General features: G+C 69.0%; 28 protein-coding genes. 11 read left to right on the top strand and 17 right to left on the bottom strand.

The features are described from left to right. Positions 1-55 precede the first annotated feature (55 nt). Positions 56-1,276 (top strand): NAD(P)-dependent malic enzyme, encoded by a 1,221-nt coding sequence (locus tag NV348_RS08650; protein WP_447146559.1) that lies wholly within the window; start codon positions 56-58, stop codon positions 1,274-1,276. A gap of 74 nt (positions 1,277-1,350) precedes the next feature. Continuing rightward, on the top strand, positions 1,351-1,560 hold the full coding sequence (locus NV348_RS08645) for a toxin-antitoxin system HicB family antitoxin (protein ID WP_447146558.1): 210 nt from the start codon (positions 1,351-1,353) through the stop codon (positions 1,558-1,560). A 64-nt stretch (positions 1,561-1,624) separates the two neighbouring features. Here NV348_RS08645 and NV348_RS08640 read toward each other — a convergent pair whose 3' ends face one another. Genes NV348_RS08640 through NV348_RS08625 form a run of 4 tightly spaced genes read right to left on the bottom strand, consistent with a single transcriptional unit; the run spans position 1,625 to position 5,047 of the window. Beyond that, a complete protein-coding gene (locus tag NV348_RS08640) occupies positions 1,625-2,332 on the bottom strand; it encodes an ABC transporter permease (protein WP_447146557.1) in 708 nt (235 codons plus the stop codon). Continuing rightward, positions 2,329-2,994 (bottom strand): ABC transporter permease, encoded by a 666-nt coding sequence (locus NV348_RS08635; protein WP_447146556.1) that lies wholly within the window; start codon positions 2,992-2,994, stop codon positions 2,329-2,331. The genes NV348_RS08640 and NV348_RS08635 overlap by 4 nt, the downstream gene beginning before the upstream one ends. After that, on the bottom strand, positions 2,982-4,139 hold the full coding sequence (locus NV348_RS08630; protein WP_447146555.1) for an ABC transporter ATP-binding protein: 1,158 nt from the start codon (positions 4,137-4,139) through the stop codon (positions 2,982-2,984). Before NV348_RS08630 ends, NV348_RS08635 begins: the two co-directional genes overlap by 13 nt. Positions 4,140-4,162: 23 nt before the next feature. Next, positions 4,163-5,047 (bottom strand): ABC transporter substrate-binding protein, encoded by an 885-nt coding sequence (locus tag NV348_RS08625; protein ID WP_447150983.1) that lies wholly within the window; start codon positions 5,045-5,047, stop codon positions 4,163-4,165. 246 nt (positions 5,048-5,293) lie between these two features. On the opposite strand from NV348_RS08625, the gene NV348_RS08620 reads away from it, so the two are divergent. Continuing rightward, the gene (locus tag NV348_RS08620; RefSeq protein WP_447146554.1) at positions 5,294-6,169 is read left to right on the top strand and encodes a glycine betaine ABC transporter substrate-binding protein; all 876 of its coding nucleotides are present in this window, start codon (positions 5,294-5,296) and stop codon (positions 6,167-6,169) included. Here NV348_RS08620 and NV348_RS08615 read toward each other — a convergent pair. Both NV348_RS08615 and NV348_RS08610 read right to left on the bottom strand, forming a co-directional pair. Further along, positions 6,166-6,768 carry an LppU/SCO3897 family protein gene (locus tag NV348_RS08615; RefSeq protein ID WP_447146553.1) on the bottom strand — a complete coding sequence of 201 codons (603 nt, stop codon included), beginning with the start codon at positions 6,766-6,768 and terminating at the stop codon, positions 6,166-6,168. The two genes, NV348_RS08620 and NV348_RS08615, sit on opposite strands and share 4 nt — an antisense overlap. 85 nt (positions 6,769-6,853) lie before the next feature. Continuing rightward, positions 6,854-7,522: a hypothetical protein gene (locus NV348_RS08610; protein WP_447146552.1), complete on the bottom strand. Its 669-nt coding sequence runs from the start codon at positions 7,520-7,522 to the stop codon at positions 6,854-6,856. A 5-nt stretch (positions 7,523-7,527) separates the two neighbouring features. On the opposite strand from NV348_RS08610, the gene NV348_RS08605 reads away from it, so the two are divergent. After that, positions 7,528-8,136 carry an SMI1/KNR4 family protein gene (locus tag NV348_RS08605; protein WP_447146551.1) on the top strand — a complete coding sequence of 203 codons (609 nt, stop codon included), beginning with the start codon at positions 7,528-7,530 and terminating at the stop codon, positions 8,134-8,136. 120 nt (positions 8,137-8,256) lie between these two features. On the opposite strand, the gene NV348_RS08600 is transcribed toward NV348_RS08605, so the two are convergent. Next, positions 8,257-8,742, bottom strand: a complete 486-nt coding sequence (locus NV348_RS08600) for a maleylpyruvate isomerase N-terminal domain-containing protein (protein ID WP_447146550.1) — start codon at positions 8,740-8,742, stop codon at positions 8,257-8,259. A gap of 200 nt (positions 8,743-8,942) precedes the next feature. Here NV348_RS08600 and NV348_RS08595 point away from each other — a divergent pair, with 200 nt between their 5' ends. The 3 genes from NV348_RS08595 (at position 8,943) to NV348_RS08585 (ending at position 12,033) form a co-directional block, all read left to right on the top strand. Then, entirely contained in the window at positions 8,943-9,614 is a 672-nt protein-coding gene (locus NV348_RS08595) for a PadR family transcriptional regulator (protein WP_447146549.1), read from the top strand. 35 nt (positions 9,615-9,649) lie between these two features. Continuing rightward, positions 9,650-11,125 (top strand): DHA2 family efflux MFS transporter permease subunit, encoded by a 1,476-nt coding sequence (locus NV348_RS08590; protein ID WP_447146548.1) that lies wholly within the window; start codon positions 9,650-9,652, stop codon positions 11,123-11,125. 224 nt (positions 11,126-11,349) lie between these two features. Continuing rightward, the gene (locus NV348_RS08585; protein ID WP_447146547.1) at positions 11,350-12,033 is read left to right on the top strand and encodes a cutinase family protein; all 684 of its coding nucleotides are present in this window, start codon (positions 11,350-11,352) and stop codon (positions 12,031-12,033) included. 93 nt (positions 12,034-12,126) lie between these two features. Here NV348_RS08585 and NV348_RS08580 read toward each other — a convergent pair whose 3' ends face one another. From NV348_RS08580 to NV348_RS08555, 6 genes are all read right to left on the bottom strand, one after another. Continuing rightward, on the bottom strand, positions 12,127-13,353 hold the full coding sequence (locus tag NV348_RS08580; RefSeq protein ID WP_447146546.1) for a molybdopterin-dependent oxidoreductase: 1,227 nt from the start codon (positions 13,351-13,353) through the stop codon (positions 12,127-12,129). Positions 13,354-13,538: 185 nt separating this feature from the next. Then, entirely contained in the window at positions 13,539-13,838 is a 300-nt protein-coding gene (locus NV348_RS08575) for a hypothetical protein (RefSeq protein WP_447146545.1), read from the bottom strand. A 204-nt stretch (positions 13,839-14,042) separates the two neighbouring features. Continuing rightward, positions 14,043-15,836 (bottom strand): AMP-dependent synthetase/ligase, encoded by a 1,794-nt coding sequence (locus NV348_RS08570; RefSeq protein WP_447146544.1) that lies wholly within the window; start codon positions 15,834-15,836, stop codon positions 14,043-14,045. A gap of 92 nt (positions 15,837-15,928) precedes the next feature. Further along, positions 15,929-16,882 (bottom strand): alpha/beta hydrolase, encoded by a 954-nt coding sequence (locus tag NV348_RS08565; protein ID WP_447146543.1) that lies wholly within the window; start codon positions 16,880-16,882, stop codon positions 15,929-15,931. A gap of 1 nt (position 16,883) precedes the next feature. Further along, positions 16,884-17,717 carry an SDR family NAD(P)-dependent oxidoreductase gene (locus tag NV348_RS08560; protein WP_447146542.1) on the bottom strand — a complete coding sequence of 278 codons (834 nt, stop codon included), beginning with the start codon at positions 17,715-17,717 and terminating at the stop codon, positions 16,884-16,886. After that, positions 17,714-19,255, bottom strand: coding sequence for a flavin-containing monooxygenase (locus NV348_RS08555; protein ID WP_447146541.1), 1,542 nt, complete (start codon positions 19,253-19,255; stop codon positions 17,714-17,716). Before NV348_RS08555 ends, NV348_RS08560 begins: the two co-directional genes overlap by 4 nt. 68 nt (positions 19,256-19,323) lie before the next feature. On the opposite strand from NV348_RS08555, the gene NV348_RS08550 reads away from it, so the two are divergent. Beyond that, complete coding sequence (locus NV348_RS08550; RefSeq protein ID WP_447146540.1) at positions 19,324-19,959, top strand: TetR/AcrR family transcriptional regulator; 636 nt, start codon at positions 19,324-19,326, stop codon at positions 19,957-19,959. Positions 19,960-19,979: 20 nt separating this feature from the next. On the opposite strand, the gene NV348_RS08545 is transcribed toward NV348_RS08550, so the two are convergent. Further along, positions 19,980-20,564: a helix-turn-helix domain-containing protein gene (locus NV348_RS08545; RefSeq protein ID WP_447146539.1), complete on the bottom strand. Its 585-nt coding sequence runs from the start codon at positions 20,562-20,564 to the stop codon at positions 19,980-19,982. Between the two features lie 81 nt (positions 20,565-20,645). Here NV348_RS08545 and NV348_RS08540 point away from each other — a divergent pair, with 81 nt between their 5' ends. Continuing rightward, entirely contained in the window at positions 20,646-21,641 is a 996-nt protein-coding gene (locus NV348_RS08540) for an NAD(P)/FAD-dependent oxidoreductase (RefSeq protein ID WP_447146538.1), read from the top strand. A gap of 124 nt (positions 21,642-21,765) precedes the next feature. Then, on the top strand, positions 21,766-22,377 hold the full coding sequence (locus NV348_RS08535; RefSeq protein ID WP_447146537.1) for a Uma2 family endonuclease: 612 nt from the start codon (positions 21,766-21,768) through the stop codon (positions 22,375-22,377). A gap of 27 nt (positions 22,378-22,404) precedes the next feature. Here the strand turns inward: NV348_RS08535 and NV348_RS08530 are convergent, their stop codons facing one another. Further along, positions 22,405-22,953: a TetR/AcrR family transcriptional regulator gene (locus NV348_RS08530; protein WP_447146536.1), complete on the bottom strand. Its 549-nt coding sequence runs from the start codon at positions 22,951-22,953 to the stop codon at positions 22,405-22,407. A gap of 83 nt (positions 22,954-23,036) precedes the next feature. Between NV348_RS08530 and NV348_RS08525 the strand changes: the two genes are divergently transcribed. Next, positions 23,037-23,651, top strand: coding sequence for a hypothetical protein (locus NV348_RS08525; RefSeq protein ID WP_447146535.1), 615 nt, complete (start codon positions 23,037-23,039; stop codon positions 23,649-23,651). 6 nt (positions 23,652-23,657) lie between these two features. Here NV348_RS08525 and NV348_RS08520 read toward each other — a convergent pair whose 3' ends face one another. Both NV348_RS08520 and NV348_RS08515 read right to left on the bottom strand, forming a co-directional pair. Further along, entirely contained in the window at positions 23,658-23,792 is a 135-nt protein-coding gene (locus NV348_RS08520; RefSeq protein WP_447146534.1) for a hypothetical protein, read from the bottom strand. A gap of 70 nt (positions 23,793-23,862) precedes the next feature. Next, complete coding sequence (locus NV348_RS08515; RefSeq protein WP_447146533.1) at positions 23,863-24,717, bottom strand: helix-turn-helix transcriptional regulator; 855 nt, start codon at positions 24,715-24,717, stop codon at positions 23,863-23,865. Between the last annotated feature and the right edge of the window lie 47 nt (positions 24,718-24,764).

The raw sequence follows: 24,764 nt of genomic DNA, 5'->3' as shown, positions 1-24,764 counted from the left end.
TATACCCGGCGGTAACCGTCCCCCGGTTGAGTCCGACTCGAGCAGGAGTGAAATCGTGTCACCTGTGACTGACGCACCGAATGCCACCGCGGCGCCCAAGGCCGATGACGCAGCGAGCCTTGCTGCCATCACCCAAGACGAGATCTTCGCGGGTCACCTCGGTGGCAAGCTGTCGGTCGAGCTCAGCGCCCCGCTCGAGACCCAGCGCGACCTGTCGATCGCCTACACCCCCGGTGTCGCCCAGGTCAGCCGGGCGATCGCGGAGGACGCGGCGCTCACCAAGACCTACACCTGGACCGACCGCCTCGTGGTCGTGGTCAGCGACGGCACCGCCGTGCTCGGCCTCGGCGACATCGGCCCGCGCGCCTCGCTGCCCGTCATGGAGGGCAAGGCCGCGCTGTTCAAGAAGTTCGCCGGCCTGAACTCGATCCCGCTGGTGCTCGACACCACCGATCCGGACGAGATCGTCCAGACCCTGATCCACCTGCGCCCGAGCTTCGGCGCGGTCAACCTCGAGGACATCTCGGCGCCGCGCTGCTTCGAGATCGAGCGTCGGGTCATCGAGGCTCTGGACTGCCCCGTCATGCACGACGACCAGCATGGCACCGCCATCGTGGTGCTGGCCGCCCTCAAGGGCGCGGCCGCGCAGCAGGGCCGCGACATGTCGGCGCTCAAGGTCGTGGTGTCCGGTGCCGGTGCGGCCGGTGTGGCCTGTGCGAACATCCTGCTCGCCGCCGGTATCCCCGACGTGGTCGTGCTCGACTCCAAGGGCATCGTGAGCACCGGTCGTGACGGACTCAACGGGGTGAAGGCCGACCTGGCCGCCCGCAGCAACCCGCGTGGCCTGACCGGCAGCGCCGCCGAGGCCCTCGCCGGTGCCGACGTGTTCCTCGGCCTGTCCGCGGGCACCATCGCCGAGGAGCTCATCGCCTCGATGGCGCCGGAGTCGATCGTGTTCGCCATGTCGAACCCGGACCCGGAGATCCACCCCGAGGTGGCCGCCAAGTACGCCGCCATCGTGGCGACGGGCCGCAGCGACTACCCGAACCAGATCAACAACGTGCTCGCCTTCCCCGGTGTGTTCAAGGGTGCGCTCGATGCCGGTGCCCGCCGGATCACCGAGGGAATGAAGGTCGCTGCGGCCAACGCGATCTTCGGCGTGGTCGCCGACGAGCTGGCCGTCGACCGGATCATCCCCAGCCCGCTGGACCCGCGCGTGGCTCCGGCCGTCGCCGAGGCCGTGGCCGAGGCCGCCCGCGCCGAGGGCGTCGCTTAGTCACCCGGTGATCAGCCGAGAGCGCCCCGTTCCCCGGAACGGGGCGCTCTCGCGTTGTCTGGGATCATCGGGTGATGACCACCCTCTCCGTGCAGCTCCCTGACGAGGTGCACAAACAGCTCGCCGCGGCCGCCGATGCCGATGGACTGTCGATGAACGCGGCCGTCGTGACGGCTGTTCAGGAGTGGCTCCAGTCGCGGGCCCACCGGGTGCAGGAACGCGCACGGATGCAGCAGGTGCTGGCGGCCGACCCGCACTTGCGGGCGCTGCTCGGCGACGACTGAGTCAGCGGTCCCACGGATACGCGGCCTCCGGGAGCCGGCGGTGACCCGCGCTGCTCGGCCGGAACTACTCCGTGACCAACGTCGCGTCGGTGCCGACAACGGTCCCGCGCGCCAGCCGCCCGGTGCCCGGCGCGCTGACCCAGACCGCCGCGGCCAGAATCGCGTCCAGCACCAGCGCCAGCACCGCCACCAGCAGCGCGCCGACCAGGACCAGGTCGTAGCGGTAGAGGCCGATGCCGTCGAAGATGTAGCGGCCGAGCCCGCCCAGGTTGACGTAGGCGGCGATGGTCGCGGTGGCCACCACCTGCAGAGTGGCGGCGCGCAACCCGCCCAGCATCACCGGCAGCGCGTTCGGGATCTCCACCCGGAACAGGATCTGCGGCTCGGTCATCCCCATCGCGCGCGAGGCGTCGACGACATCGGCGGGAACATTCGCGATGCCCGCGTAGGCGCCCGCCAGCAGCGGCGGGATCCCGACGGTGATCAGCGCCAGCAGCGGCGGGATCAGCCCGAGCCCGAGCAGCAGCACCAGGAAGGTGAGCAGACCCAGCGTCGGCAACGCGCGCATGGCATTGGCGAAGCCGACCAGCAGTGCGCTGCCCCGCCGGGTGTGCCCGATGACCAGACCCAGCGGCACCGCGATCACCGCCGACAGCGCGACGGCCAGGAAGCTGTACCAGAGATGTTGCAGCAGACGGGTTTCGATCCCGGCCGGGCCGCCCCAGTTCGCGCCGTCGCTCAGGTAGTGCCAGGCGTCGATGAAGAGATTCACGAGCGCACCCCTTTCCGGTCGACGCGCACGTCGGCGCGGGTCCACGGGGTGGCGATCCGGCCGAGCAGGAACACCAGCCGGTCGAAGATCAGCGCGAGCACGAGCGTGACGATGATGCCCGCCACGATCTGATCCGGATAGTCGCGCTGATAGCCCTGGGTGAACAGCTTGCCGAGCCCGCCCACCCCGATCAGCGCGCCCACCGACACCATCGCGATATTGGTGACCACCACGACGCGCAGCGTCGAGACGAACACCGGCAGCGCCAGCGGCATGTCGACGGTGAGAGTGCGGCGCAGCCGGCCGAACCCGATCGCGTCGGCGGCGTCGATCACCGCGGCGGGCACCGTGTCCAGCGCGGTCGGCACCGCGATCAGCAGCAGCGCCGTGGAGTACACGGTGAGCGCGATGATCACGTTGAGCGGGTCGATGGCCGAGATCCCGACCAGCGGCGGAATGATCACGAACAGCGCCAGCGAGGGGATCGTGTAGGCCAGGCTCGACACCGTCGTGGTGATCTTCCTGGCCCACCCGGCGCCCCGGATCATCGCGCCGACCGGGATCGCGATGACCAGCCCGAGCAGCAGCGGTACCAGCGCGAGCACGAGGTGGGTGCGGGTGATCGCCATGATCTCGGCGAAGTTGTCGATCAGGTATCGCACGTGAGGTCCTGGTCGAAGAACTCCCGGTTCCGTTCCGCGTCCTCGATGCCGCGCTGCTCGGCGAGCTGGGTGAGCACGTCGGTGGCCAGCAGTCCGCCGCGGACGGCGCCGGTGTCGTCGACGGCCACCCCGATGCCCGACGGCGAGGAGATCGCGGCGTCCAGGGCCTGGCGCAGGTCACCATCCGGCGTGAACAGCGAGCCGCCCGCGGACACGCTGTCGGCCAGCGGTCTTCCGGCGCGGACGGCTTCCACCCCGGTGACGTCCACCCAGCCGCCGGGCTTGCCGTCGGCGTCGACCACCAGCGCCCACTCGCCCTGCGCCAGCCGGAGCCCGGCGACCCCGTCGGCCTCGACGGTCCGGATCGGCGTCGGCGCAAGGGCATCGGCGGTGCGGAACGACAGCGCGCGATAGCCGCGATCTCGTCCGACGAACCCGGCGACGAAGTCGGTGGCGGGCCGGGCGAGGACCCGCTCGGGCGCGTCGAACTGCTGCAGCACCCCGCCGCGCCCGAACACCGCGATCTTGTCGCCGAGGGTGATCGCCTCGTCGATGTCGTGGGTGACGAACACGATCGTCTTGTGCAGTTCGGCCTGCAGCCGCTGCATCTCGACCTGCAACTCCGCCCGCACCACCGGGTCGACGGCGCTGAACGGCTCGTCCATCAGCAGCACCGGCGGGTCGGCCGCCAGCGCCCGCGCCACCCCGACCCGCTGCTGCTGACCGCCGGAGAGCTGCGCCGGATACCGGTCGGCCAGACCGCGATCCAGGCCGACCCGGTCGAGGACGTCCAGCGCCGCGGCCCGCGCGGACTTGCGGGAGGCACCGAGCAGCATCGGCACGGTCGCCACATTGTCGATCACCTTGCGATTGGGCAGCAGGCCACCGCTTTGGATCACGTAGCCGATGCCGAGGCGCAGTTTCACCGGATCGACCGTCGCGATATCGCGGCCGTCGATGGTGATACTGCCCGCGCTCGGCGTCACCATCCGGTTGATCATCCGCATCGAGGTCGTCTTGCCGCAGCCGGACGGACCGACGAAAACGGTGAACGAGCCCGATTCGATCCGCAGATTCAGGTCGCGAACCGCCTGTGTTCCGTCCGGATAGGTTTTGTCGATGCCGCGAAATTCGATGTCGGACACGGATTCTCCTAGTGGGCGCCTGCCTAGCCGATCGGGGAGTCGAGTCCCTGCGCGGTGATCCAGGCGAGCGCGGCGGCCTTCGGTTCGATCTTGGCATCGCCGGAAACCGCGGTGTTGAGCGAGATCAGTTCGGTGGTGGTGAGTTTGGCCGACACGGCATCGAGCACGGCCACCGCCTTGTCGGTCTTCTTGGCGGCATTGAACAGCGGCACCACGTTCTGGGCCGCGAAATTGTTCTTCGGATCGGTCAGTACGACCAGGTTGTTCTGCGCGATGGCCGGCGAGGTGGTGAAGATATCGGCCGCGGTGACCTGGCCCTCGACCAGCGCGCGCACCGTCGCCGGACCACCGCCGTCGGCGATCGGCACGAAATTCGCGTCGCTGATGTCGAGTCCGTAGTTCTTTTCCAGACCGGGCAGCCCGCCGGGCCGCTGCGCGAATTCCGCGGGCGCGCCGAATGTCACCTCGGCCGAATGCGGTGCGAGGTCGGCGATGCTCTGCAGGTTCCACCGGTCGGCGGTCGCGCGGGTGACGACCACGGCGTCGGAATCCTGCCCGGGGGCGGGCGTCGCGATGGCCAGGTCGGTGCCCAGCGCCGCGGTCAGTGCCGCGTTCACGTCGGCCTCGGAGGTGGCGGTGGCGTCGGAGTCCAGATACTGCAGCAGGTTGCCGGTGTATTCCGGGATCAGCGAGATCGCGCACTGGCGTAAGGCGGGGATATAGGCCTCGCGGCTGCCGATGTTGAACTTCGTGTCGACTTTGAAACCGTTGATCCGCAGGACCTCGGTGTAGATGTTGGCCACGGTCTCGGACTCGGGGAAATTGGCCGAACCGATGATCAGCGCGTCGCTGGCGCAATCGCCCTTGGCGGCCAGTGGGTCGGAGTTGCCGCAGGCGGCGACGATCATGGCGGCGGCCAGCGCGACTGCGGCTGCCAGCACCCGGCCCGCCCGAACCGCGAGGCGGCGTGCCGGTCGACGTTGTCCGTGCGAAGAGGAGGCGAACGCGGTTTTCACTGGTGTCCTTCCGGCAAAGGCGGGCAGTGCGCTGTGCATGCGACCCGGGGGCCGCAGGTACATTCTGGTAGTTCATACTGCCCGCGTCGCGCCGAATTGCGTGGGTTGACCGCAAATACAGGAAGTTGGTGTCGCCGGATGGTGTCGCGAGCGGTGCGCCGGAAGCTGGCTGCGCTACTGGTCACCACCTGGGCTTTCGCCACTGTTTCGTGTGCGGGCGACGAGCCGCGTGCGGTGGTCGGGGTGGGTGCGGATTCCTCGGCGGAATCAATTGTGCTCGCCGAGATCTATGCCCAGGCGCTGGCCCGCACCGGCACCGCGACCGCCGTCGTACGTGACTCGGCGAACCCGTCGGCCGACCTCGACGCGGGCCGCATCGCGGTCCTGCCCGCCCGCGACGGCGCGCTGCTCGACCGCTGGAACCCGGCCGCCCCGGCCCGCACCCCCGAGGACGTGGTGGCTGCGGTCAACGCGTCGCTCCCGCAGGGCCTGTCGGCCGCCGACGCCGCCGACGGCACCGACCTGCGTTCGCGCCTCCTGGTCACCGAGGAGTTCGCCGCCCGCGACGGCATCCGCGCGCTCGCCGCCCTGACCCCGCGCTGCGCCGACCTCACCGCCGGCTACACCGAACTGCCCGGCTTCACCCGCACCACCCCGTCCCCGGCCACGATCTCCGGCTGCGCCTTCGCCGCGACCACCCACTACCCGGACCCGCAAGCACTCCGAAAAGCCCTGCGGGACGGCGAAATCCAGGTGGGCATCGTCAACGGCCCGCCCGATGATGCGACGTCGGCGGGCCTGATCGTCCTCGACGACCCGAAATACGCCCTGCGCGCCCAGAACATCCTGGCCCTCTACCGCTCCGGCCACTTCGACCGCATCCAGCTGAAGAAACTCAACTACGTAGCGGGCGAACTCACCACCGAGGGCCTGGCCGACCTCGTCCACCAGGTGGAGGCAGGCACCGACCCGGCCGCCGCCGCCCGCACCTGGCTGGACGCCCACGGTCTCTAGATGTCGGCCACGCAGAAGACGCGGGGGATCGGGATGCCGCCGGGGGTGTAGGTGAACGACGAGGTCGCGCCCGCGACGTTCGCGCACTGGGTGGAGCTGGCGGCGACCCTCAGGATGCGGTACTTCGCGTCGCCGCTGCCGCAGTCGGCGATCTCGAGGTTCGGGGTGATCGTGGTCGGGCGCAGGCAGTCACCGGCCTTCGCGTTCTCCAGCGAGCGCGTGGTGTCGACATCCTTGTGCGCCAGGCAGAAGATCAGGTCGGGGCCGAGCTTGGGCATCTTGCTGGTGCCGACCGTTTTCAGCTCCCAGGTGTAGGTCACCTCGGTGCCGGTCACGCTGTCACAGGCGAAGTTCGCCAGCCCGCCTTCCTGGCGATCGAGCACCTTGTACACCGCCGCCGGGTCGGTGCACGGCAGCTTGCGCGCACTGTCCGAGGAGTCGGTGACGCAATCGCCCTGCTGCGCGGCATTGACCGCCTGCGCGGGATCAGCGCCCTTGTCGCCGAGACAGATCTGCGTCGAGTCCTCGTAGTAGGTGTAAGTCACCCCCGCGACGTTCTTGCACGAGTACTCACCGCTCCCGAGCTTCTTCAGCACCACGAAACCCGCCTCGGGCGTGGCGCATCGCTGACGACGAAACCCGTCCCGGAGATTCCGGGACGGGTTTCGATGTGTCCGAGTGGGATCAGGGCACCAGCTGCGGGTTCAGCGTGACCGCGGCCGCGCCGATTCCGGCACCGACGAGGCCGCCGATGCCGGCCGCGGGCAACCCGGCGATGCCCGCTCCGATGGCAGCGCCGACGGCGACACCGAGAGCCGCGCCGACGGCGATGGACGGAGCCGCGATCACGGCCTCCGCGGCCAGGCCCGCGAGGAAGATCGGCACATCGATCACGCAGCCCGTGGTGACACAGCCGACCATCGAGCTGATCAGCACGCCCGCCGCGACGGTGCCGATGCCGATCAGGAATCCCGCGCCCGCACCGATCACACCGCCGACCACGGCACCGGGGACGGCACCGACGATGGCGGCGGGAATACCGGCCGCCGCGGCACCGACGCCGGCGCCGACCAGCGCGCCGGTTCCCACCTTGTCGGGATCGGCGAGCGGCGCGTCGATGGACATGAGCGCCTCGGCCGGCGTCGCGACGGTGCGGAACGACACCGGACGGTCATCGACCCTGATGACATGCTGGTCGTCGACGGTGACGGTGTGACCGTCGATCGTCATCGTCCGATCGTCGACGAACGTGATCGCGTGCCCGTCATAGCTCGTGGTGCGCTCGATGCTCGAGACCACCGGCGCGACCGGAGCCGCCGAAGCGATATCCGCACCGGTCACCGCGATCGCCACCGGCAGTGTCCGTTCCCTCGACAGACCTGGACACACACCTGACCCGCATCCAGCACTGGTCCGTCTCGGCGTTCGGTGGCGATGCGGTCGCCCCGGCCGCCGACATCGATCCGATTGTGGTGCACGGGGAATGGTCGAATCGCCTGCCCGCCGACCTGGTCGCGGTGTTCACCCGGCTCGGTGAGCCGCAGTTGATCCACCTTCCCGCGCACGACCTGTTGACGGCAGGCCGTGCGCGGGAGGTCTGGGCCATGTGGCTCGACATCATCGCCGACCAACGAGCCCGAATTCCGGAGTATGCAGCCGAATACGACCCGGTGGTCTTCTCCGCCGACCCAGCGGGCACGCCGTGCGAACTGTTTCTCCCGTCCTATCTGCCCATTGCCGACCGCGATGGATCGACGTTGTTCGTCGATACTCGCGTCGGCGAACTTTCGGGGTGCGTCGGCGAATACAGCGCCACGGGTGCCGCTGAGCGGGTGCTGTGGAACTCCCTGTCCGAGATGTTCGAAGCTCTCGCTGAAAGTCTCGACAACGGCACGCCGTTCTTGGGCGCGACTCCGCTGCTGCGTGGCGGCGCACTCGTCTGGGAACGCGATCGGAGGGGTGGCTGAATCACCCGGCCAGTGGGTTGCGACGGCGGGTCGGTTCACAGAAGCGGCCGCGCCTCGACCTTGCGATGGCAGGCCTTCGGCCCTTCGGTGACGATCGGCTCGTCACCCCGACAGGCCAGGCTATACGGTGGCGCGGGTGATCAGGGAGCGTACGACGTGCCAGTGGTGGTCGCGGATATGTCCTGCCACGACCCCGAGGTGTTCCGCACGGCTGTAAGGGCGTGATCCGCGTCGGTACGGGATCAGGCCGATGTCCTCGTTGCCGATATGGCGCTCAATCGTGGATTGAGCTGCCCGAAGTCTGCGCAAGAGGGCAGCCTTGGACACTGAGCGGTTTTCCTCGACACTGATCTGATTGGTCTCCCGTAACGACCACTTCGGGGGACTCGGCTTATGCCCCAGCGCCAATGCCTCGATGTTCCTCGCGAAGCTCTCATGCCAGTACACGATGTGGGCCAGCACATCCTTAGCAGACCACTGCGGGTAGACACGCGCCGCATAGTCCACGTGCGGCAGCGAGAACAGCGTGATGAAATCCTCGACCCGCCGACGCTCATCGGCCAGCGGCACGGAGATCTCAACACCCTTGGCGGTGGCATCCTCCACCGGTCGACCGTAGCAGCTGACCAGGTCTGACCGTCCAACGGCGAGGACGACGCAGCAATCCCCACAGTGTGCCGAAGAGGACTCTTGTCAGTTTCTGTTCCGCTCCGTATATTCCTACTGGAATATTTGGTGCGGAACATGGACCTGCGCTCCGGCGCGGGGTGGAGGTGAGGGTTGTGGGGCAGCCTGGTCGGAACGCGATGACACCGTTGGCCATCGCCGTTCTCGCGTTGCTGGATGAGCGGCCCATGCATCCGTACGAGATGTATCAAGTGCTCATCGCCCGGCGGGAAGATCTGCTGGTCAAGGTGCGGCCGGGCTCGCTGTATCACGTGGTGGCCCGGCTGGCGGCCGACGAGCTGGTGCGCGCCGAAGGCACCGAGCGGGAGGGTAATCGGCCCGAACGGACGACCTACCGGATCACCGACACCGGCCGCGACGCGCTGCGTGGGCGGATCACCGATCTCCTGCGCACCCCGGTGCCGGAGTTCCCGATCTTCCGGGTCGCCCTCGCCGAGGCGCACACCCTGCCGAGCGAGCAGGTCGTCGCCCTGCTCGGCGAGCGGGCCGTTCGGCTGGGCGAGGCGCTGGCCGATGTCGACGCCATGATCGGGTGGGCCCGCGCCCACGAGATCCCGCGCCGGTACTGGCTCGTCCTCGAATACATCCAGGCGACGAGCCAGGCGGAACTGACCTGGATCGAGCGGTTCGCCGCCGACCTCGACGGCGGCGCCATCGAGTGGGAGAAATTCGATCCCGACACCGGCGAACGCATCACCCACGACAACGTGACCACCCACGAATGGCCGCCGGGGGATCACCTCGATGCCGCGCCACGACCCAGGTGGGCGGCCGGCGCCGCCCGCGACTGAGATCCCGAGCTCATCTTTCGATAGGAACGAATTCGATGACCACCCAACGTAATCCGTGGCTGGCGCTGTTCGCGCTGGTGGTCGGGTTCTTCATGATCCTGCTGGACATGACGATCGTCGCGGTCGCCAACCCGGCGATCATGAAGGAACTGAGCACCGACATCTCCAATGTCATCTGGGTGACCAGCGCCTACCTGCTCACCTACGCGGTGCCGCTGCTGGTCACCGGCCGCCTCGGGGACAAGTACGGCCCGAAGAACATCTATCTGATCGGCCTGGCGATCTTCACCGGCGCGTCGCTGTGGTGTGGTCTGTCCGGTTCCATCGGCATGCTGATCGCCGCGCGCGCCGCGCAGGGCATCGGCGCCGCGCTGATGACCCCGCAGACGATGGCCGTCATCACCCGAACCTTCCCGCCGGACAAGCGCGGTGCCGCGATGGGTCTGTGGGGCGGCGTCGCCGGGCTCGCGACGCTGGTCGGCCCGATCCTGGGCGGCGTGCTCGTCGACAACCTGGGCTGGGAATGGATCTTCATCGTCAACGTCCCGGTCGGCATCATCGCGTTCGGTCTGGCCGTGTGGCTGGTGCCCGCGCTGCCGACCAGCGACCACCGGTTCGACGTCGTCGGCGTGGTGCTCAGCGGTATCGGCATGACGGCGCTGGTCTTCGGCATCCAGGAGGGCAACACGCAGGACTGGTCGCTGCGGATCTGGCTGCTGATCGGGTTCGGTGTGCTCATGCTGATCGCGTTCGTGATCAACCAGGCCCGCAACCGGGGCGAACCGCTGGTGCCGATGAGCCTGTTCCGCGACCGCAACTTCTCGCTGTCGAACCTGGCCATCGCCGCGATGGGCGCCGCGGTCACCTCGATGATGGTGCCCTCGTACTTCTATCTGCAGGCGGTGCGCGAGATGTCGCCGACCGTCTCGGCGCTGGTGTTCGCGCCGATGGCGATCGTCACCGGATTCGCGGCGCCGTTCGTCGGCAAGTTCTCCGACCGGCTGCCGCCGCGGCTGGTACCGACCATCGGTTTCGTCCTGTTCGCCGGTTCGACGTTCGCCTTCGCCGCGCTGATGACGCCGGACTCGCAGATCATCTGGTTCCTGCTCGCCGCGGCCGTCGCCGGTCTGGCCAACGCCTGCATCTGGGCGCCGCTGGCCTCCACGGCCACGCACAACCTGCCGGTCACCCAGGCCGGTGCGGGCGCCGGTGTCTACAACACCACCCGCCAGGTCGGCTCGGTACTCGGTAGCGCCGCGATCAGCGCGTTGATCGCGGCCCGCCTGACCGCCAACGGACTCGGCGGTGGCGGCCCGGTCGGCGAGGGTACGGCCACCGGCCCGCTCCCGCCGCAGATCCTCGACGAATTCAGCACCTCGCTGGCCCAGTCGATGCTGCTGCCCGCCGCGATACTGATCGTCGGCGTGATCGCCTCGGCCCTGTTCGTCGCCCACGGCGAATCGGGCGCCGCCCCGAAGCCCGAACTGGCGAAGGCCGACGCCGGATCCTGAACCGTTCGGCCGCTGCCCGCCTCGCCCCGCGCGAGACGGGCAGCGCTCGTTTCCCGGCAGGTTCAGCTGCCTCCCGTCGAGTCGGCGGCGAACCGGGGCCGGTCAGCGCACGGTCGGTGGTCATGACCGACTTCTGCGGGCGGCGCGCCGGTGACCAGGGGTGTTGGTGCGCCGCCGCGGTCGGTAGTCTGCCCGGAATGACAGCACGTTCTCTTTCGCGATTCGTGTCTGCAGCACTCATGGCAGCCGCGATTCCGCTGGTATCGCCCATCCACTCCGCGACCGCGGCGTCGTGTTCCGACATCGAGGTGGTGTTCGCCCGCGGCACGGCCGAGCCCGGCGGCGAGCTCGGTCTCACCGGGACGTCCTTCGTCGAAGCGGTGCGCCTGAACTCCGGTGGCCGTTCGGTCGGTGCCTACGGGGTCGACTACCCCGCGAGCAGCGACTTCGCCGACCGGCTCGCCTTCGCGCGCACCGTGGTGCGGGGCATCAACGACGCCCAGCGGCGGGTCGAGTACATCGCCGCCAACTGCCCGGCCACCCGGATCGTCCTCGGCGGATACTCCCAGGGTGCGGCGGTGGCGGGGTTCGCCACCGGCACCGGGGTGCCCGAAGGTGTGCCGGTGGAATACCAGTCGCACCTGCCCGCGCCGCTGGCGCCCGAGGTGGCCGAGCACGTCGCCGCGGTCGCGCTGTTCGGTAAACCGTCGCAGCGGTTCCTGTCCGATGCGGGCGCGCCCGCCGTCGTCGTCGGCGCGCCCTACACCGGCAAGACCATCGACCTGTGTATCGATGCGGACAATATCTGCGACGGTTCCCCACTCGGCCAGCCCAATGCCCTGCACACCCTCTACAGCGTCAATGGAATGACCCTCACCGCAGCACAATTCGCGGCGCAGCGGTTCTGAACGACAGGTAGCGCAGGGCCGGTCGCGAATGCGCGACCGGCCTTGCCGCTGTCGGGCCGGGAAGTGCCGGCCACCGAAGTTCGAGCCGGTCGATCAGGCGACCTGGAGGGTGACAGTCGGGTACCCGGTCGCGCCGTCCGGGACGACGTCCTGCTCGACCGCGGTCTGCGGTGTCCCGGTGTTGTCGATGGCGCGGGCGCGAATGGTGTGCTGACCGGCGGTGGCGTCCCAGTCGTAGACCCACTGACGCCAGGTGTCGATCGAGACCTCGGTCGAGAGCCGGGCGGGCCGCCAGTCGCCGTTGTCGATCTGCACCTCGACGCCGGTGATCCCGCGCTGCTGGGCCCAGGCGACGCCGGCGATCGTGGTGCGGCCCTGCGGAATCCGGCCGCGGCCGCGCGGGGTGTCGATCCGGGTGCCGGTCTTGATCGGGCCCTGCGCCGACCAGCCGCGCCGGGTCCAGTAGGCGGTGGCCTTGTCGAAGCGGGTCACCTCGAGTTCGGTGACCCACTTGGTGGCCGAGACGTAGCCGTAGAGACCGGGCACCACCAGTCGCGCCGGATACCCGTGCTGGGTCGGCAGCGGCGCGCCGTTCATTCCGATCGCCAGCAGCGCGTCGCGGCCGTCGGTGAGCGCGGCCAGCGGACTGCCCGCCGTCCAGCCGTCCTTGCTGTGGGAGAGCACCATGTCGGCGTCGGGGTGGGGGCCCGCCTCGGCGAGCAGTTCGTCGAGGCGGTAGCCGAGCCAGCGGGCGTTGCCGATCAGGTCGCCGTTGACCGGGTTGGACACGCAGGCCAGCGTCACCAGGTGTTCCACCGGGGTCCGGCGCGCGAGATCGTCCCAGGTGAGCAGGATTTCGCGATCCACCATGCCGTGGATGCGCAGCGACCAGTCGGCGGTGGACAACTGGGGAACGATCAGCGCGGTATCGATCCGGTAGAACTCGTCGGCGGGGGTGAGGTACGGCGTGATCCCGGGAACCCGCAGGTCGGCCTCGGCGGGAAGCTCCGGCAGCGGTGTTGCGGGACCGGGCAATTCGACCGTGGCTCGCTCCGCCGACACATCACCGCGCGCCCCACCGAGCAGCCGGCCCGCGAGCCCGGCTCCGAGCGCCATCACCCCGGTCGCGGCGATGCCACCCAGCACCCGCCGCCGCCCGGCGGTCACCGCCGCGCGCGACTCCTCGGCCGCGATCGCGTCCCGACCCGCTGTCGCGCCGCCGCCGACCGCCTTCTCGCCCGCGGTGTCGCCTGGCATCGCGTCGTCGGCGACGGTCGGCTTGCCCGGCGATTCGCCGCCGTGGAGCGTTGTCTCGCCCACGGTGTCGTCTTCGGGCGCCCCGCCGTGGCCACGTCCCGCGGCTGCCGTCGATGTGAGTGGCTCCGGCACGTCATCGATTCGCCGGGTCAGCCCCCGCAACGCGAGAATGCCTGCCGCAGTGCCGATCAGCGCGGGAAGGGCGCCGCCGAACCCGCCGACTCGGCCGGCCCCGATGACCGCCGCGATCAGGCCGAAGACGGCGAACGTGACCGATCCGACCGGCCGGGTGACCCGCCGAGCCAGCCGGCCAGACCGGCGACCACCACCGCCACGATGCCCATGCACACGAACAGCACGGCCTTGTCGTTGCGACCGAAACTCTGGATCGCCCACTCACGGAGGCCGTCCGGCGTGTGGTCGACGACGGTCGCTCCGAGCGCGTACGCGGGCGCGCTGCCCGTGCCGGTGAACACCGCGACCAGCTCGGCCACGCCGAGGACCAGCGCGGCCGCCGCGATTCCGGCCGCTACCCGCAAGAACGCCATATCGGTGAGCCTACGTCGCGTGCGACGAGACCGATCTGTGACGGCGGAACGGCGGCCACCGGCGAGCGAGATCGGCGGCGATCTCGAACAGTGGTCGTCGGTCTGGCCGGGCTGCGCGTCCTGCGGGAAAGGTCGGCGGTCCTCGCCTGAAACGCCGACAGGCCGGCTGCGCGAACGCAACCGGCCTGCCGGACGAGACGGGGACTACGAGTAGATCTTGTCGACCTCGCCCGCGTACTGCTTCATGACGACGGCGCGCTTGAGCGACATCTTCGGGGTGAGCTCGCCACCCTCCTGGGTCCAGTCGACCGGGAGGATGCGGATCTTCTTGATCGCCTCGGCCTTGGAGACCTTCTTGTTGGTCTCGTCGACCGCGGCCTGCACCTCGGCGACCAGCGTCGGGTCCTCGATCAGGCTCTCGATCGCGGTGTCGGCGGCGACGCCGTTGCGCTCCTTCCAGCCCGGCAGTGCCTCCGGGTCGAGGGTGATGAGCGCGCCGATGAAGGGCTGGCCGTCACCGACGACCATGACCTGGCTGATCAGCGGGTGCGCGCGCAGGGAGTCCTCGAGCAGGGCGGGGGAGACGTTCTTGCCGCCCGCGGTGACCAGGATCTCCTTCTTGCGGCCGGTGATGGTGATGAAGCCGTCGGCGTCGATGGCACCCAGGTCGCCGGTCTTGAACCAGCCGTCCTCGAACGCTTCGTCGGTGGCCTCGGCGTTGCCCCAGTAGCCGTTGAACACGACCGAGCCCTTGAGCAGCAGCTCGCCGTCCTCGGCGATCTTGGCCGCGTGGCCCTGGATCGGGCGGCCCACCGAACCGACCCGGATGTGCTGCGGGGTGTTCACGCTGAACGCGGCGGTGGACTCGGTCAGACCGTAGCCCTCGTAGATGGTGACGCCGACGCCACGGAAGAAGTGACCGAGGCGCGCGCCCAGCGGGCCGCCACCGGACACCGCGGCCAGGCACTGGCCACCGAGCGCGGCACGCAGCTTGCCGTAGACCAGCTTGTCGAAGACGAAGTGCTTCAGCTTCAGCACCAGGTCGGGGCTGCCCTTTTCGAGCGCCTCGCTGTAGGCGATGGCGGTCTCGGCGGCGGCGTCGAAGATCTTGCCCTTGCCGCCGTCGTGCGCCTTCTGCTTGGCCGAGTTGTAGACCTTCTCGAACACGCGCGGCACCGAGAGGATGAAGTCCGGCTTGAACTCGCCGAACTGCTCGACCAGCGTCGACCAGTCCGAGCTGTGGCGGATGGTCACCTTGGAATCGAAGGCGATCAGCGCGACCGCGCGGGCGAACACGTGCGCCAGCGGCAGGAACAGCAGGGTCTTCTGGCCCTCGGAGACGAAGGCAGACAGCTCGATGCCACCCGAACGCGACTCCGCGTACAGGTTCGCGTGGGTGAGCTGGACGCCCTTGGGGCGGCCGGTGGTGCCCGAGGTGTAGATCAGGGTGGCCGGGGAGGCCGCGCCGACCTGCTTGCGACGCTCGTGCACGACGGAGTCGTCGAGCTCGGCGCCGCGCTCGGTCAGCGTGTCGACCGCGCCCTTGTCGATCTGCAGGGTCTCGGCGAGGGCGGGCAGCGAGCCGGCCTCGATCTCGTCGATCGTGGCGCGGTGCTTGTCGTTCTCGACGACCAGGATCTTGGTCTCGGAGTCCTGCAGGATCCACTTGGCCTGCTCGGCGGCCGAGCTGTCGTAGATCGCGACGGTGACGCCACCGGCGGCCCAGATCGCGAAGTCCAGCAGCGTCCACTCATAGCGAGTGGCTGCCATGATGGCGACACGGTCGCCCAGCTCGATGCCCGAGGCGATGAGGCCCTTGGCGACGCCGATGACGGCCTGCTCGAACTGCTTCGCCGTGACGTCGTTCCAGCCGCCGCTGCCGTTCGGGACGTTGAACAACACCGTGTTCGGCGCCTCCGCGGCGAAGCGGAAGACGTTGTCGGAATTGTTCGCATCGTCCGGGATGGTGTAGGAAGCCGGAACTTCGAACTCTCGCATCAGTGCCCTTCCAGTGGGTTCTACTCGCCAGTAATCTACGACACGTTCGGTCGGGCCGCGATATCGCCGTCCGAAAATCCTGTCACCAGGACTTATCGTAAATCGTCGATCGAAACTGGCTGAATTGCTTCTCGCAGGAATTCTGCGAGTTCGCTGAGCGCCAGCGCTGCCTCGGTGACCAGCGCGGCCTGCAGTTGCGCGACATGCCAGAGGCCGCGGGTTTCGGTGAAGCGGACGTGCACACCCGCGCCACGCAGGGCTGAGACGAGCTGAGCGCACTGATCGTGCAGGAGTTCGCTCACATCGACCTGCACGTAGGTGGGTGGCAGGCCGATCAGGTTTCCGGTGAGCGGAGCGTAACCCGCGTCGGTCGCGGCGCCGTCGCCGAGGTAGAAGGCGGCGCACGCTTGCGACCACGCCCGGTTGATGACCAGGTCGCGGTCGCGGCTGGGCACCTGGGTCGGGTCGACCCAGGGCGCGATGAGGCCGAGCGCGGCGGGCGTCATCGCGTGCCGTTCGATCAGTCGCTGGGCCAGCGCCAGCGACAGGCCGCCGCCCGCCGAATCACCGGCCAGGCAGATCTGATCGGGCCGGTAGCCGACGTTGGCCACCAGATCGAGGAACGCCGCCTCGGCGTCGTCGAGGCCGGCAGGCAGCGGATGCTCCGGGGCCAGGCGGTAGTCCAGCGAGTAGACCGCGCAGGAGGTCTCCCTGGCCAGCCGCGCGACCAGCGAACGGTGCGTGGCCGGCGAACCGACGACGTACCCGCCGCCGTGCAGGTACAGGATCGCGCCCGCGGCGCGCTCCGGCGGGACCGCCCGGGTACGCGAACCCGGGATGGCGGTCTCGGCGATGACCCGCTCGGCCGGGCGGCCGCCCAGCTGCAGCTGCTGCACGACGGAACCGTCGGGCATCAGCTGCAGCCGGGAGACCACGTCGAGCAGGGTGCGCTGCACGGTGATCGGCAGCCGCGCGTTGAGCGTGACCCGGAAGATCGGGTCGAGCACCGCACGGGCGATCGGCAGCGGAATGGTGAACTCGCGCATGTCAGTGCGGCATGAAGCGGCCGTTGACGACGGCCGAGATCCGGTTGTACCCCGAGGCGAGGAAGCGCACGCTCACGTCGAGCACCTTGGCCTCCCAGCCGATCAGCACGCGCGCGTGGCCCTTGCGCACACCCTCGGTGATGGTCTGCGCGGCCATCTCCGGGCTGTGGATCGCCAGGTACTTGTCGAACAGCGAGGCGGTGTTGGCGCCGTCGATGCCCTCGGCGTAGGTGGCGTTGCGGGCCACCGCGGTCTTGATGCCGCCGGGGTGCACGCAGGTGACCTTGACCGGCGCCTTGGAAATCTTCATCTCCTGGAACAGCGCCTCGGTGAAGCCGCGCACCGCGAACTTGGCCGAGTTGTAGGCCGCCTGGCCGGGCACGGTGACCAGGCCGAACAGCGAGGAGACGTTGATGACGTGGCCGTCGCCGGACTCGATCAGCATCGGCAGGAAGGCCTTGGTGCCGTTGACGACGCCCCAGAAATCGACGTCCATGATGCGTTCGATGTCTTTGAAGTCGGTCTTGACGACGTCACCGTGGTAGGCGATGCCCGCGTTGTTGTAGATCTGGTGCACGACGCCGAAGTGCGCCTTCACCGAGTCGGCGTAGAGCAGGAACGCCTCGCGCTCGGCGACGTTGAGCCGGTCGGCCTTGACCTGCGCGCCCAGTCCCTCGACGATGCGCATGGTCTCGGCCAGGCCCTCGGCGTCGATGTCGGACAGCGCCAGCTTGGCGCCACGGCGAGCCAGGTTCTCGGCGAGCGCGCGGCCGATGCCGGACCCGGCGCCCGTGATCACACAGACCTTGTTCGTGAAGTAAGCATCTTTGCTCACTGTGCTGCCACCACTTTCAGTTCGGTGTCGGAGTCGGTCGAAGAAGTCGTGTCGTAGGCAGCGACATCGAAGTTCTTGGTCAGCCTACGGAACTGGAAGGTGAAATCGGGCCATAGTGTGGTGTTGTTGCCGTGCTTGTCCAGGTACCAGCTGGCGCAGCCGCCGTTCATCCAGACGCTGTCGGCCATCTTCGCCTGCAGTTCGGTGTTGTAGGCGCGCACGGCCTCCGGGCGGACCTCGACGGTGCGCAGGTGCTGGGAGTCGATGGTGGCCAGCGCGTCGGCGACGTAGTTGATCTGCGACTCGATCATGAACACCATCGAGGTGTGGCCGAGGCCGACGTTCGGGCCGAGCAGGAAGAACATGTTCGGGAAGTTCTCGATGGTCGAGCCCTTGTAGCCGCGCTGGCCGACCTCGTCGAACTGCTCGGACAGGGTCTGCCCGGTGCGGCCGGTGATGGTCTCGAAAGCGGGGGAGTCGGTGACGTGGAAGCCGGTGGCCACGATCAGCGCGTCGATCTCGCGCTCGGTGCCGTCCTTGGTGACGATCGAGCCCGCCTTGACCTCGGCGATGCCCTCGGTGATCACCTCGACATTGTCGCGGTCGATCGCCGGATAGTACTCGTTGGAGATCAGCATGCGCTTGCAGCCGATGCGGTAGTTCGGGGTCACCTTGGCCCGCTTGACCGGGTCGCGGACCTCGGCCAGCAGCTTGCCGCGGGAGATCGTCTCGAAGATCTTCATCAGCGCGGGGTACTTGGCCAGGCCGACGACCTGGGTCTCGCGGGCGGCGTAGATGGCCGCGCGGGACAGTCGCTGCACGCCGGGGATGTACTTGAACGCCAGGCGCTCCGGCAGGAAGTACGGGCGGTCCATGCGCGGCAGCAGCCACGGCGCGGTGCGCTGGTAGAGGTCGAGGTGGGCGACCTTGCCCGCGATGGCCGGCACGATCTGGATGGCCGAGGCGCCGGTGCCGATCACCGCGACGCGCTTGCCCGCGAGCTCGACGTCGTGGTCCCAACGGGCCGAGTGGAAGATCTCGCCCTCGAACTCGTTGATGCCCTTGATGTCGGGCAGCGACGGCTCGCACAGGGCGCCGACCGCGGAGACGACGGTGTCGGCGGTGAAGTCGCCCTTGCTGGTGGTGATGTCCCAGCGCGCGGTCTCGGCGTTCCAGCGCATGCCGAGCACGTCGCAGTCGAACAGGTGCTTGTCCAGCACGTTGTTCTGCTCGGCGACCTTACGGATGTAGGCCTGGATCTCGCCCTGCTTGGAGAACGAGCGCGACCAGTCGGGGTTCAGCGCGAACGAGTAGGAGTACAGGTGCGACGGCACGTCGCACGCGGCGCCGGGATAGGTGTTGTCCCGCCAGGTGCCACCGACATCGCTGCCGCGCTCCAGGACGAGGAAATCCTCACGCCCCTGCTGGCGCAGCCGGATGGCCATTCCGAGGCCCGCGAACCCACTGCCGACGATGATCGTCTTGACGTGGCGGGCGGCACGGTCGGCGACAACTTTGTCTGTAACCTTGCGACTCATGTAATGCAGACTACGTTCTTATTGAGCCGGAGTCAACAGCTATTGAACCCGGTTCAGTAGTGGCTAGGATGGTTGACGTGAGTATCAGGACTTCCGGCGAGACCAAGCGTGTCCGGCTCAGCCCCGAGGAGCGGCGGCTGCAGCTGATCACCCTCGGCGCCGAGATGCTGGCCGATCGATCGCTCGAGGACATCTCGGTCGACGACATCGCCAAGCAGGCCGGCATCTCGCGGGGGTTGCTGTTCCACTACTTCGCCTCCAAGCAGGAGTTCCACGAGGCGATCGCCCGGCACGTGAGCGCGGAGTTCTTCGCCGCCGTCACGCCCAACCGCGACCTCTCGCTGTTCGACATGCTGCGCGACTCGATCGAGCGCTTCGTCGACTACGCCACCGAGCACTCCGCGTCCTACCGCTCCGTGCTGCGCGGGCCCGCCAGCGTCGCTCCCGATCTCGTCGACTACGTCAACGAAACCCGCGGCGCCATCGCCGATCTCATCGTCGGCGAGCTCCCGCTGCCACCCGAGGACCCCGATCTCGCGCGCCTGACCCTCGCGATCCGCGGCTGGATCGCCTTCGTCGAGGAAACGATCCTCACCTGGATGACCGAAAAGCCCATCACCCGTGAGCAATTGGTGGATCTGCTGGTCGAATCGCTACCCGCACTTGCCTTGAGCCCCGCCCTCATCGCAGCCCTCCAGAACTGAGTCCGGACTCCCTCGGTGGATCAGTCGGAGTTCTTGGGGCGGGCGCGGAAGTGGGCTCGTTCGCCCTGTTTGCCGAAGAGGCTGAGGAATTCGACGGGGTGGTTGTCGGCGGCGCCGAACCAGTGGGGGATGTGGGTGTCGAATTCGGCGGCTTCGCCGGGGGTGAGGACGATGTCGTTGTCGCCGAGGATCAGGCGCAGGCGGCCGTTGAGGACATAGAGCCATTCGTAGCCCTCGTGGACCTGGGGTTCGTCGGGGCGATTGCGGGCGTTGGGGGCGATGATCATCTTGAAGGCCTGGATGCCGCCCGCGCGTTTGGTGAGCGGGAGCATGGTCATGCCGTGCCGGGTGACCGGGCGCAGGTGGATGCGTGGGTCGCCGGTGGGTGGGGCGTCGACGAGTTCGTCGAGGGTGACGCCGTGGGCCTTGGCCAGGGGGAGCAGGAGTTCGAGGGTGGGTTTGCGGTCGCCCGATTCCAGGCGCGACAGGGTGCTTACCGAGATGCCGGTTTCGGTCGAGAGGTCGGCGAGGGTGGTCCGGCGCTGTTTGCGCAGGTCGCGCAGGCGGGGGCCGACCGAGCCGAGGGTCTGTTCGAGGTCGTCCATGTCTTCCAGTTTGCCACGGCGGCAAATTACTTTGCCAGGTTGCGGGCGCGGACGGCACTGTGGTCGGCGAAGGAGGTCGAGATGACAGAGTTGAACGACACCTACGACGTGGTGGTGATCGGTGGTGGCGCCGCGGGACTGAACGGGGCGCTGATGCTGGCCCGTTCGCGGCGATCCGTCGTCGTGATCGATGCGGGGTCGCCCCGCAACGCACCGGCCGAGGGGGTGCACGGATTGCTGGCGCGGGACGGGATGCCGCCGGCCGAGCTGCTCGAACTCGGGCGTGCCGAGGTGCGGGGGTACGGCGGGCAGGTGGTGTCGGGCGCGGTCGCTTCGGTCGTGCGGGCCGACGGCGCGGATGACGGTGCCGCGCCGGAAGGGTTCCGGGTGATCCTCGACGACGGGCGCACGGTGCTCGCGCGCCGCATCCTCGTCGCCACCGGCCTCGCCGACGAACTCCCCGACGTGCCCGGCCTGCGGGAACAGTGGGGCCACGGCGTTCTGCACTGCCCCTACTGCCACGGCTGGGAGGTGCGGGACCAGCGCATCGCCATCCTCGCGGGCGGACCGATGTCGGTGCACCAGGCGTTGCTGTTCAGCCAGCTGAGCGACGACATCGTCTTCCTGACCCACACCGCCGCCCCGCTGAGCGACGAGGACGCGGAAAAGCTGGCCGCGCGCGACATCCGGATCGTCGACGGCGAGGTCGCCGAAGTGCTGTCCGCCGCGGGCACGCTCACCGGCGTCCGCCTGGCCGACGGCACCGTGCTCGACCGCGACGCCGTCGTCGTCGGCCCGCGCATGAACACCTGCGCCACCTTCCTCGCCGACCTGGGCCTGGTCCCACAACCGCACCCGTCCGGCGCGGGCGACCACATCCCCGCCGACCCCCTCGGCCGCACCGAAGTCCCCGGCCTCTGGATCGCCGGCAATGCCACCGACCCGTCCGCCCAGGTCGGCGCGGCCGCGGCGGCGGGAGCCATGGCCGGTGCGCAGATCAACGCCGAGCTGGTGATGGCGGAAACGGCCACCGCCGTCGCCGAACTCCGCACTCGCACAGCGGGCGCGGCCGTCTGAGGGAATGCCCTCGGCGGGCCGGCGCCGAGGGCACCCGCGCGCCTGTCCGCGCAGGTGGGCGGCCGGAGTATGTCGTGCCATACTGGCCAGGTCAGACGATCGCCGTGCGACGAGCGAGGAACCGATGACCGCGGATCCGATGCCACCGGGGGACAGGGCCCCGTTGGGCTGGCCGGTGCCGCCACCGGGGGGATATTTCGCCGAAGACCTGGATCATCTGAGAGATCTGCCGCCGCATACTCAGCTGATCGACGGGAGTCTGGTCTTTGTGAGTCCGCAGATGCTGTTCCACCTGCTCCTCATCAGATTTCTGGATACCCAGCTCCTTCGGCAGGCACCGGCGGGCTTGGTGGTCATTCGCGAGATGACAGTGACGCTGGGCGATCGACAGCGTCCCGAGCCCGATGTGATGGTCGTGTCCGCGGACGGCATCACGGGTCTCGATCAGACCACCTTCCGTCCGGCCGATGTGGTGCTGGCGATCGAGGTCGTCTCGCCCGACTCGGTGGAGCGGGATCGCCAACGCAAACCACAGCTCTACGCCGAGGCAGGTATCCCGCACTTCTGGCGTGTGGAGAATGTCGACGGCAGGGCGGTCGTCTACACCTACGAACTGGACCCGGCTGCCAGGCGGTACTCGACCGCCGGAATCCACCACGACCGCCTGCGTCTGTCCACGCCGTTCGAGATCGATCTGGATCTCACGCGCGCGACCGACCCGAAGGGCTCCGTCTGAGGTTCTCCGCGCGAAAAGCTGTGGTGGTCAGCGCGCGAGGGCGGCGTCGATCGCCGAGTGCAGCACGGTGCGCGCTCGCTCGGCCGTGATCTGGCCGAGGGTGGCGTGCAGGGCCAGGCCGTCGAGGAGGGCCAGCAGGGTGTCGGCGGCGGTCGTCGGGTCGGGGTTGCCGGGGAGCAGGGTCGCGATGTGGTCGCGGAAGGCGCGGCCGTTGGTGGCCAGGGTTTCGGCGACTTGGGGCCGGACCGAGGCGAAGGCGAGATAGCCGATCAGGGTGCGGGTCTCGGCGGCGGTGCCGGGGTCGGTGGGGAGCAGGGCGGTCAGGATTTGGTGCAGGTCGGGGTCGGGTCCCGCGGTGGCGACGCGGGCGGCGATCCGATCGGCGATGGTGCTTGCGGCGAACTCCATCATGGCGTCCTTGCTGGGGAAATAGTGCTGCACCTGGCCCGGTGAGACGCCTGCTTCGGTGGCGACGTGGCGCAGGCTGATCGCCTCCAGGCCATCACGCGCGAGCAGCCGCATAACGGCGTCACTGATCGTCGCCCGGCGAGAGCTGTGGTCGACCCGTTTCGGCATGAGCCCATCTTTTCACGATGCAGTCGTATTGCTATCAAGGCGTCCCTCTCTTTACAATGCAGTTGTATTGCGAAAGGGGCATCATGGGTTCCGTCATCCGGCTCGGACGCCGATTCGTCCAGCTCGAAGTCGACATCTGGGTGAGCCTCGCGCGGGCTGTCGCGCGCAGGCCCGACCTCGCGGGCGGCACGCCGATTCGCTACGCGGGGGCGATGTCGGCCGTGTTGTGGGCGTTCATCGTGGTGAGCGCGGTGGAGGTCCCGGCCGTGCATCTGATCATCCCGTGGGTGCCGGTGCGGATCGCGGCGTTGGCGCTCGGCGTCTGGGGACTGTTCTGGATGCTCGGCATGCTGGCCGCGCATCACATGTATCCGCACGTCCTCGACGCGGACCGCCTGCGCGTGCGCTACCTGCGCCGCACCGCAATCGATATCCCGCTGCGACTCGTCGGCGCGGTCCGCCGCGATCTCCGCGCCTATGACGGGGCGAAAACCGTGCAGCTCATCGGTTCCGATCTGCTCGCACTCCCGGTCGGCAGCTCGACGAATGTCCGCGTGGAACTCGTGGCGCCACACAGCTTCTCGACTCCGCAGGGTGCGGTCACGGTGCGCGCCATCGGCTTCTGGGCCGACGATCCGGCGGCTGCGGTCGCGGCTATCCGGGCGGCGGCTCCGAGCGAGCGCGCCGGAGCCGCCTGAGCCTGTTCAACCGGGGAGGGGCGCGTCGTCCGGGAAGCGGCGCACCACCTCGATGGGGCCGACGATATTGCGGTTGAACTCGGCGAGATCCTCCGCCGGGATCCAGTATTCGAGGATGTCGCGGCCACCGGCCTGCTGCACCTCGTCGTGCGCATCGTTCCTCCTTGTCGAGGAACGCACGGTAGCCGGGCGGCGGTGTCGCGGCCACCGGTTATTCGGTGGGCGGGGTCGCGAAGGTTTCCAGGCCGGTGACGCGGAGCAGATCCAGGGCGGTCGCGGTCGGGGTGTGTGGGGGAGCCGAGTAGATGATGACGGTCTGGTCGGCGTCGGGGACGTGCATGGCGTCGCAGTCCAGGGTGAGCGTGCCCAGTTGCGGGTGGGCGATGGTCTTGGTGAGGCTGTGCATGACGCTGGATCGGCCCGCCTGCCAGTGCGCCTCGAATTCCGCGCTGCCGGTGCGGAGTTCGGTGAGTAGCCGGGTCAGCTCCGGGTCGTCGGGGTAGGCGGCCTTGACCGCGCGTAGACAGCCAACGCAGGCGGCGGCGTTGCTGTCGGCCTCTTCCGGTGTCATCACCACGCGGCCCATCCCGGTGCCGAGGAAGCGCTGCCACATGATGTTGCGCCGGGCGGGCGGGATCGCGGAGAAGTCGCCGAGCAGGGCCGCCGCCAGGGGATTCCAGGCGAGGACATCGGATTTGGCCGAGAGCACCAGCACCGGCAGGTCCGACAGGCGATCGAGCAACCGCAGCACACTGGGCCGGATGACCATCGGAACCCGGCCCGCCTGCGGCGGTTCGGACCCGGCGAGCCGGTAGACCAGATCGCGGTCGACATCGGCGAGCCGCAGTGCCCTGGTGAGCGCGCCGAGCACCTGATCGGACGGTGTGGGCCCGCGCCCCTGCTCCAGCCGCACGACGTAGTCGACGCTGACGCCGGCCAGGCTCGCCACTTCCTCGCGCCGCAGCCCCGGCACCTGCCTGCGCGATCCGCTCGGCAGGCCCGCGTCGGCGGGGCTCAGCCGGGACCGCGCCATGCGCAGCACCGTCGCCAATTCCGCTCTGTCCACGCCTTCCATGGTGCCGCAGGTCCCGGCGGCCGGGGTGGTACCGCGAG

The organism is Nocardia fodinahabitans, from assembly GCF_052983615.1.
This window is presented reverse-complemented; position numbering and strand designations above follow the sequence as displayed.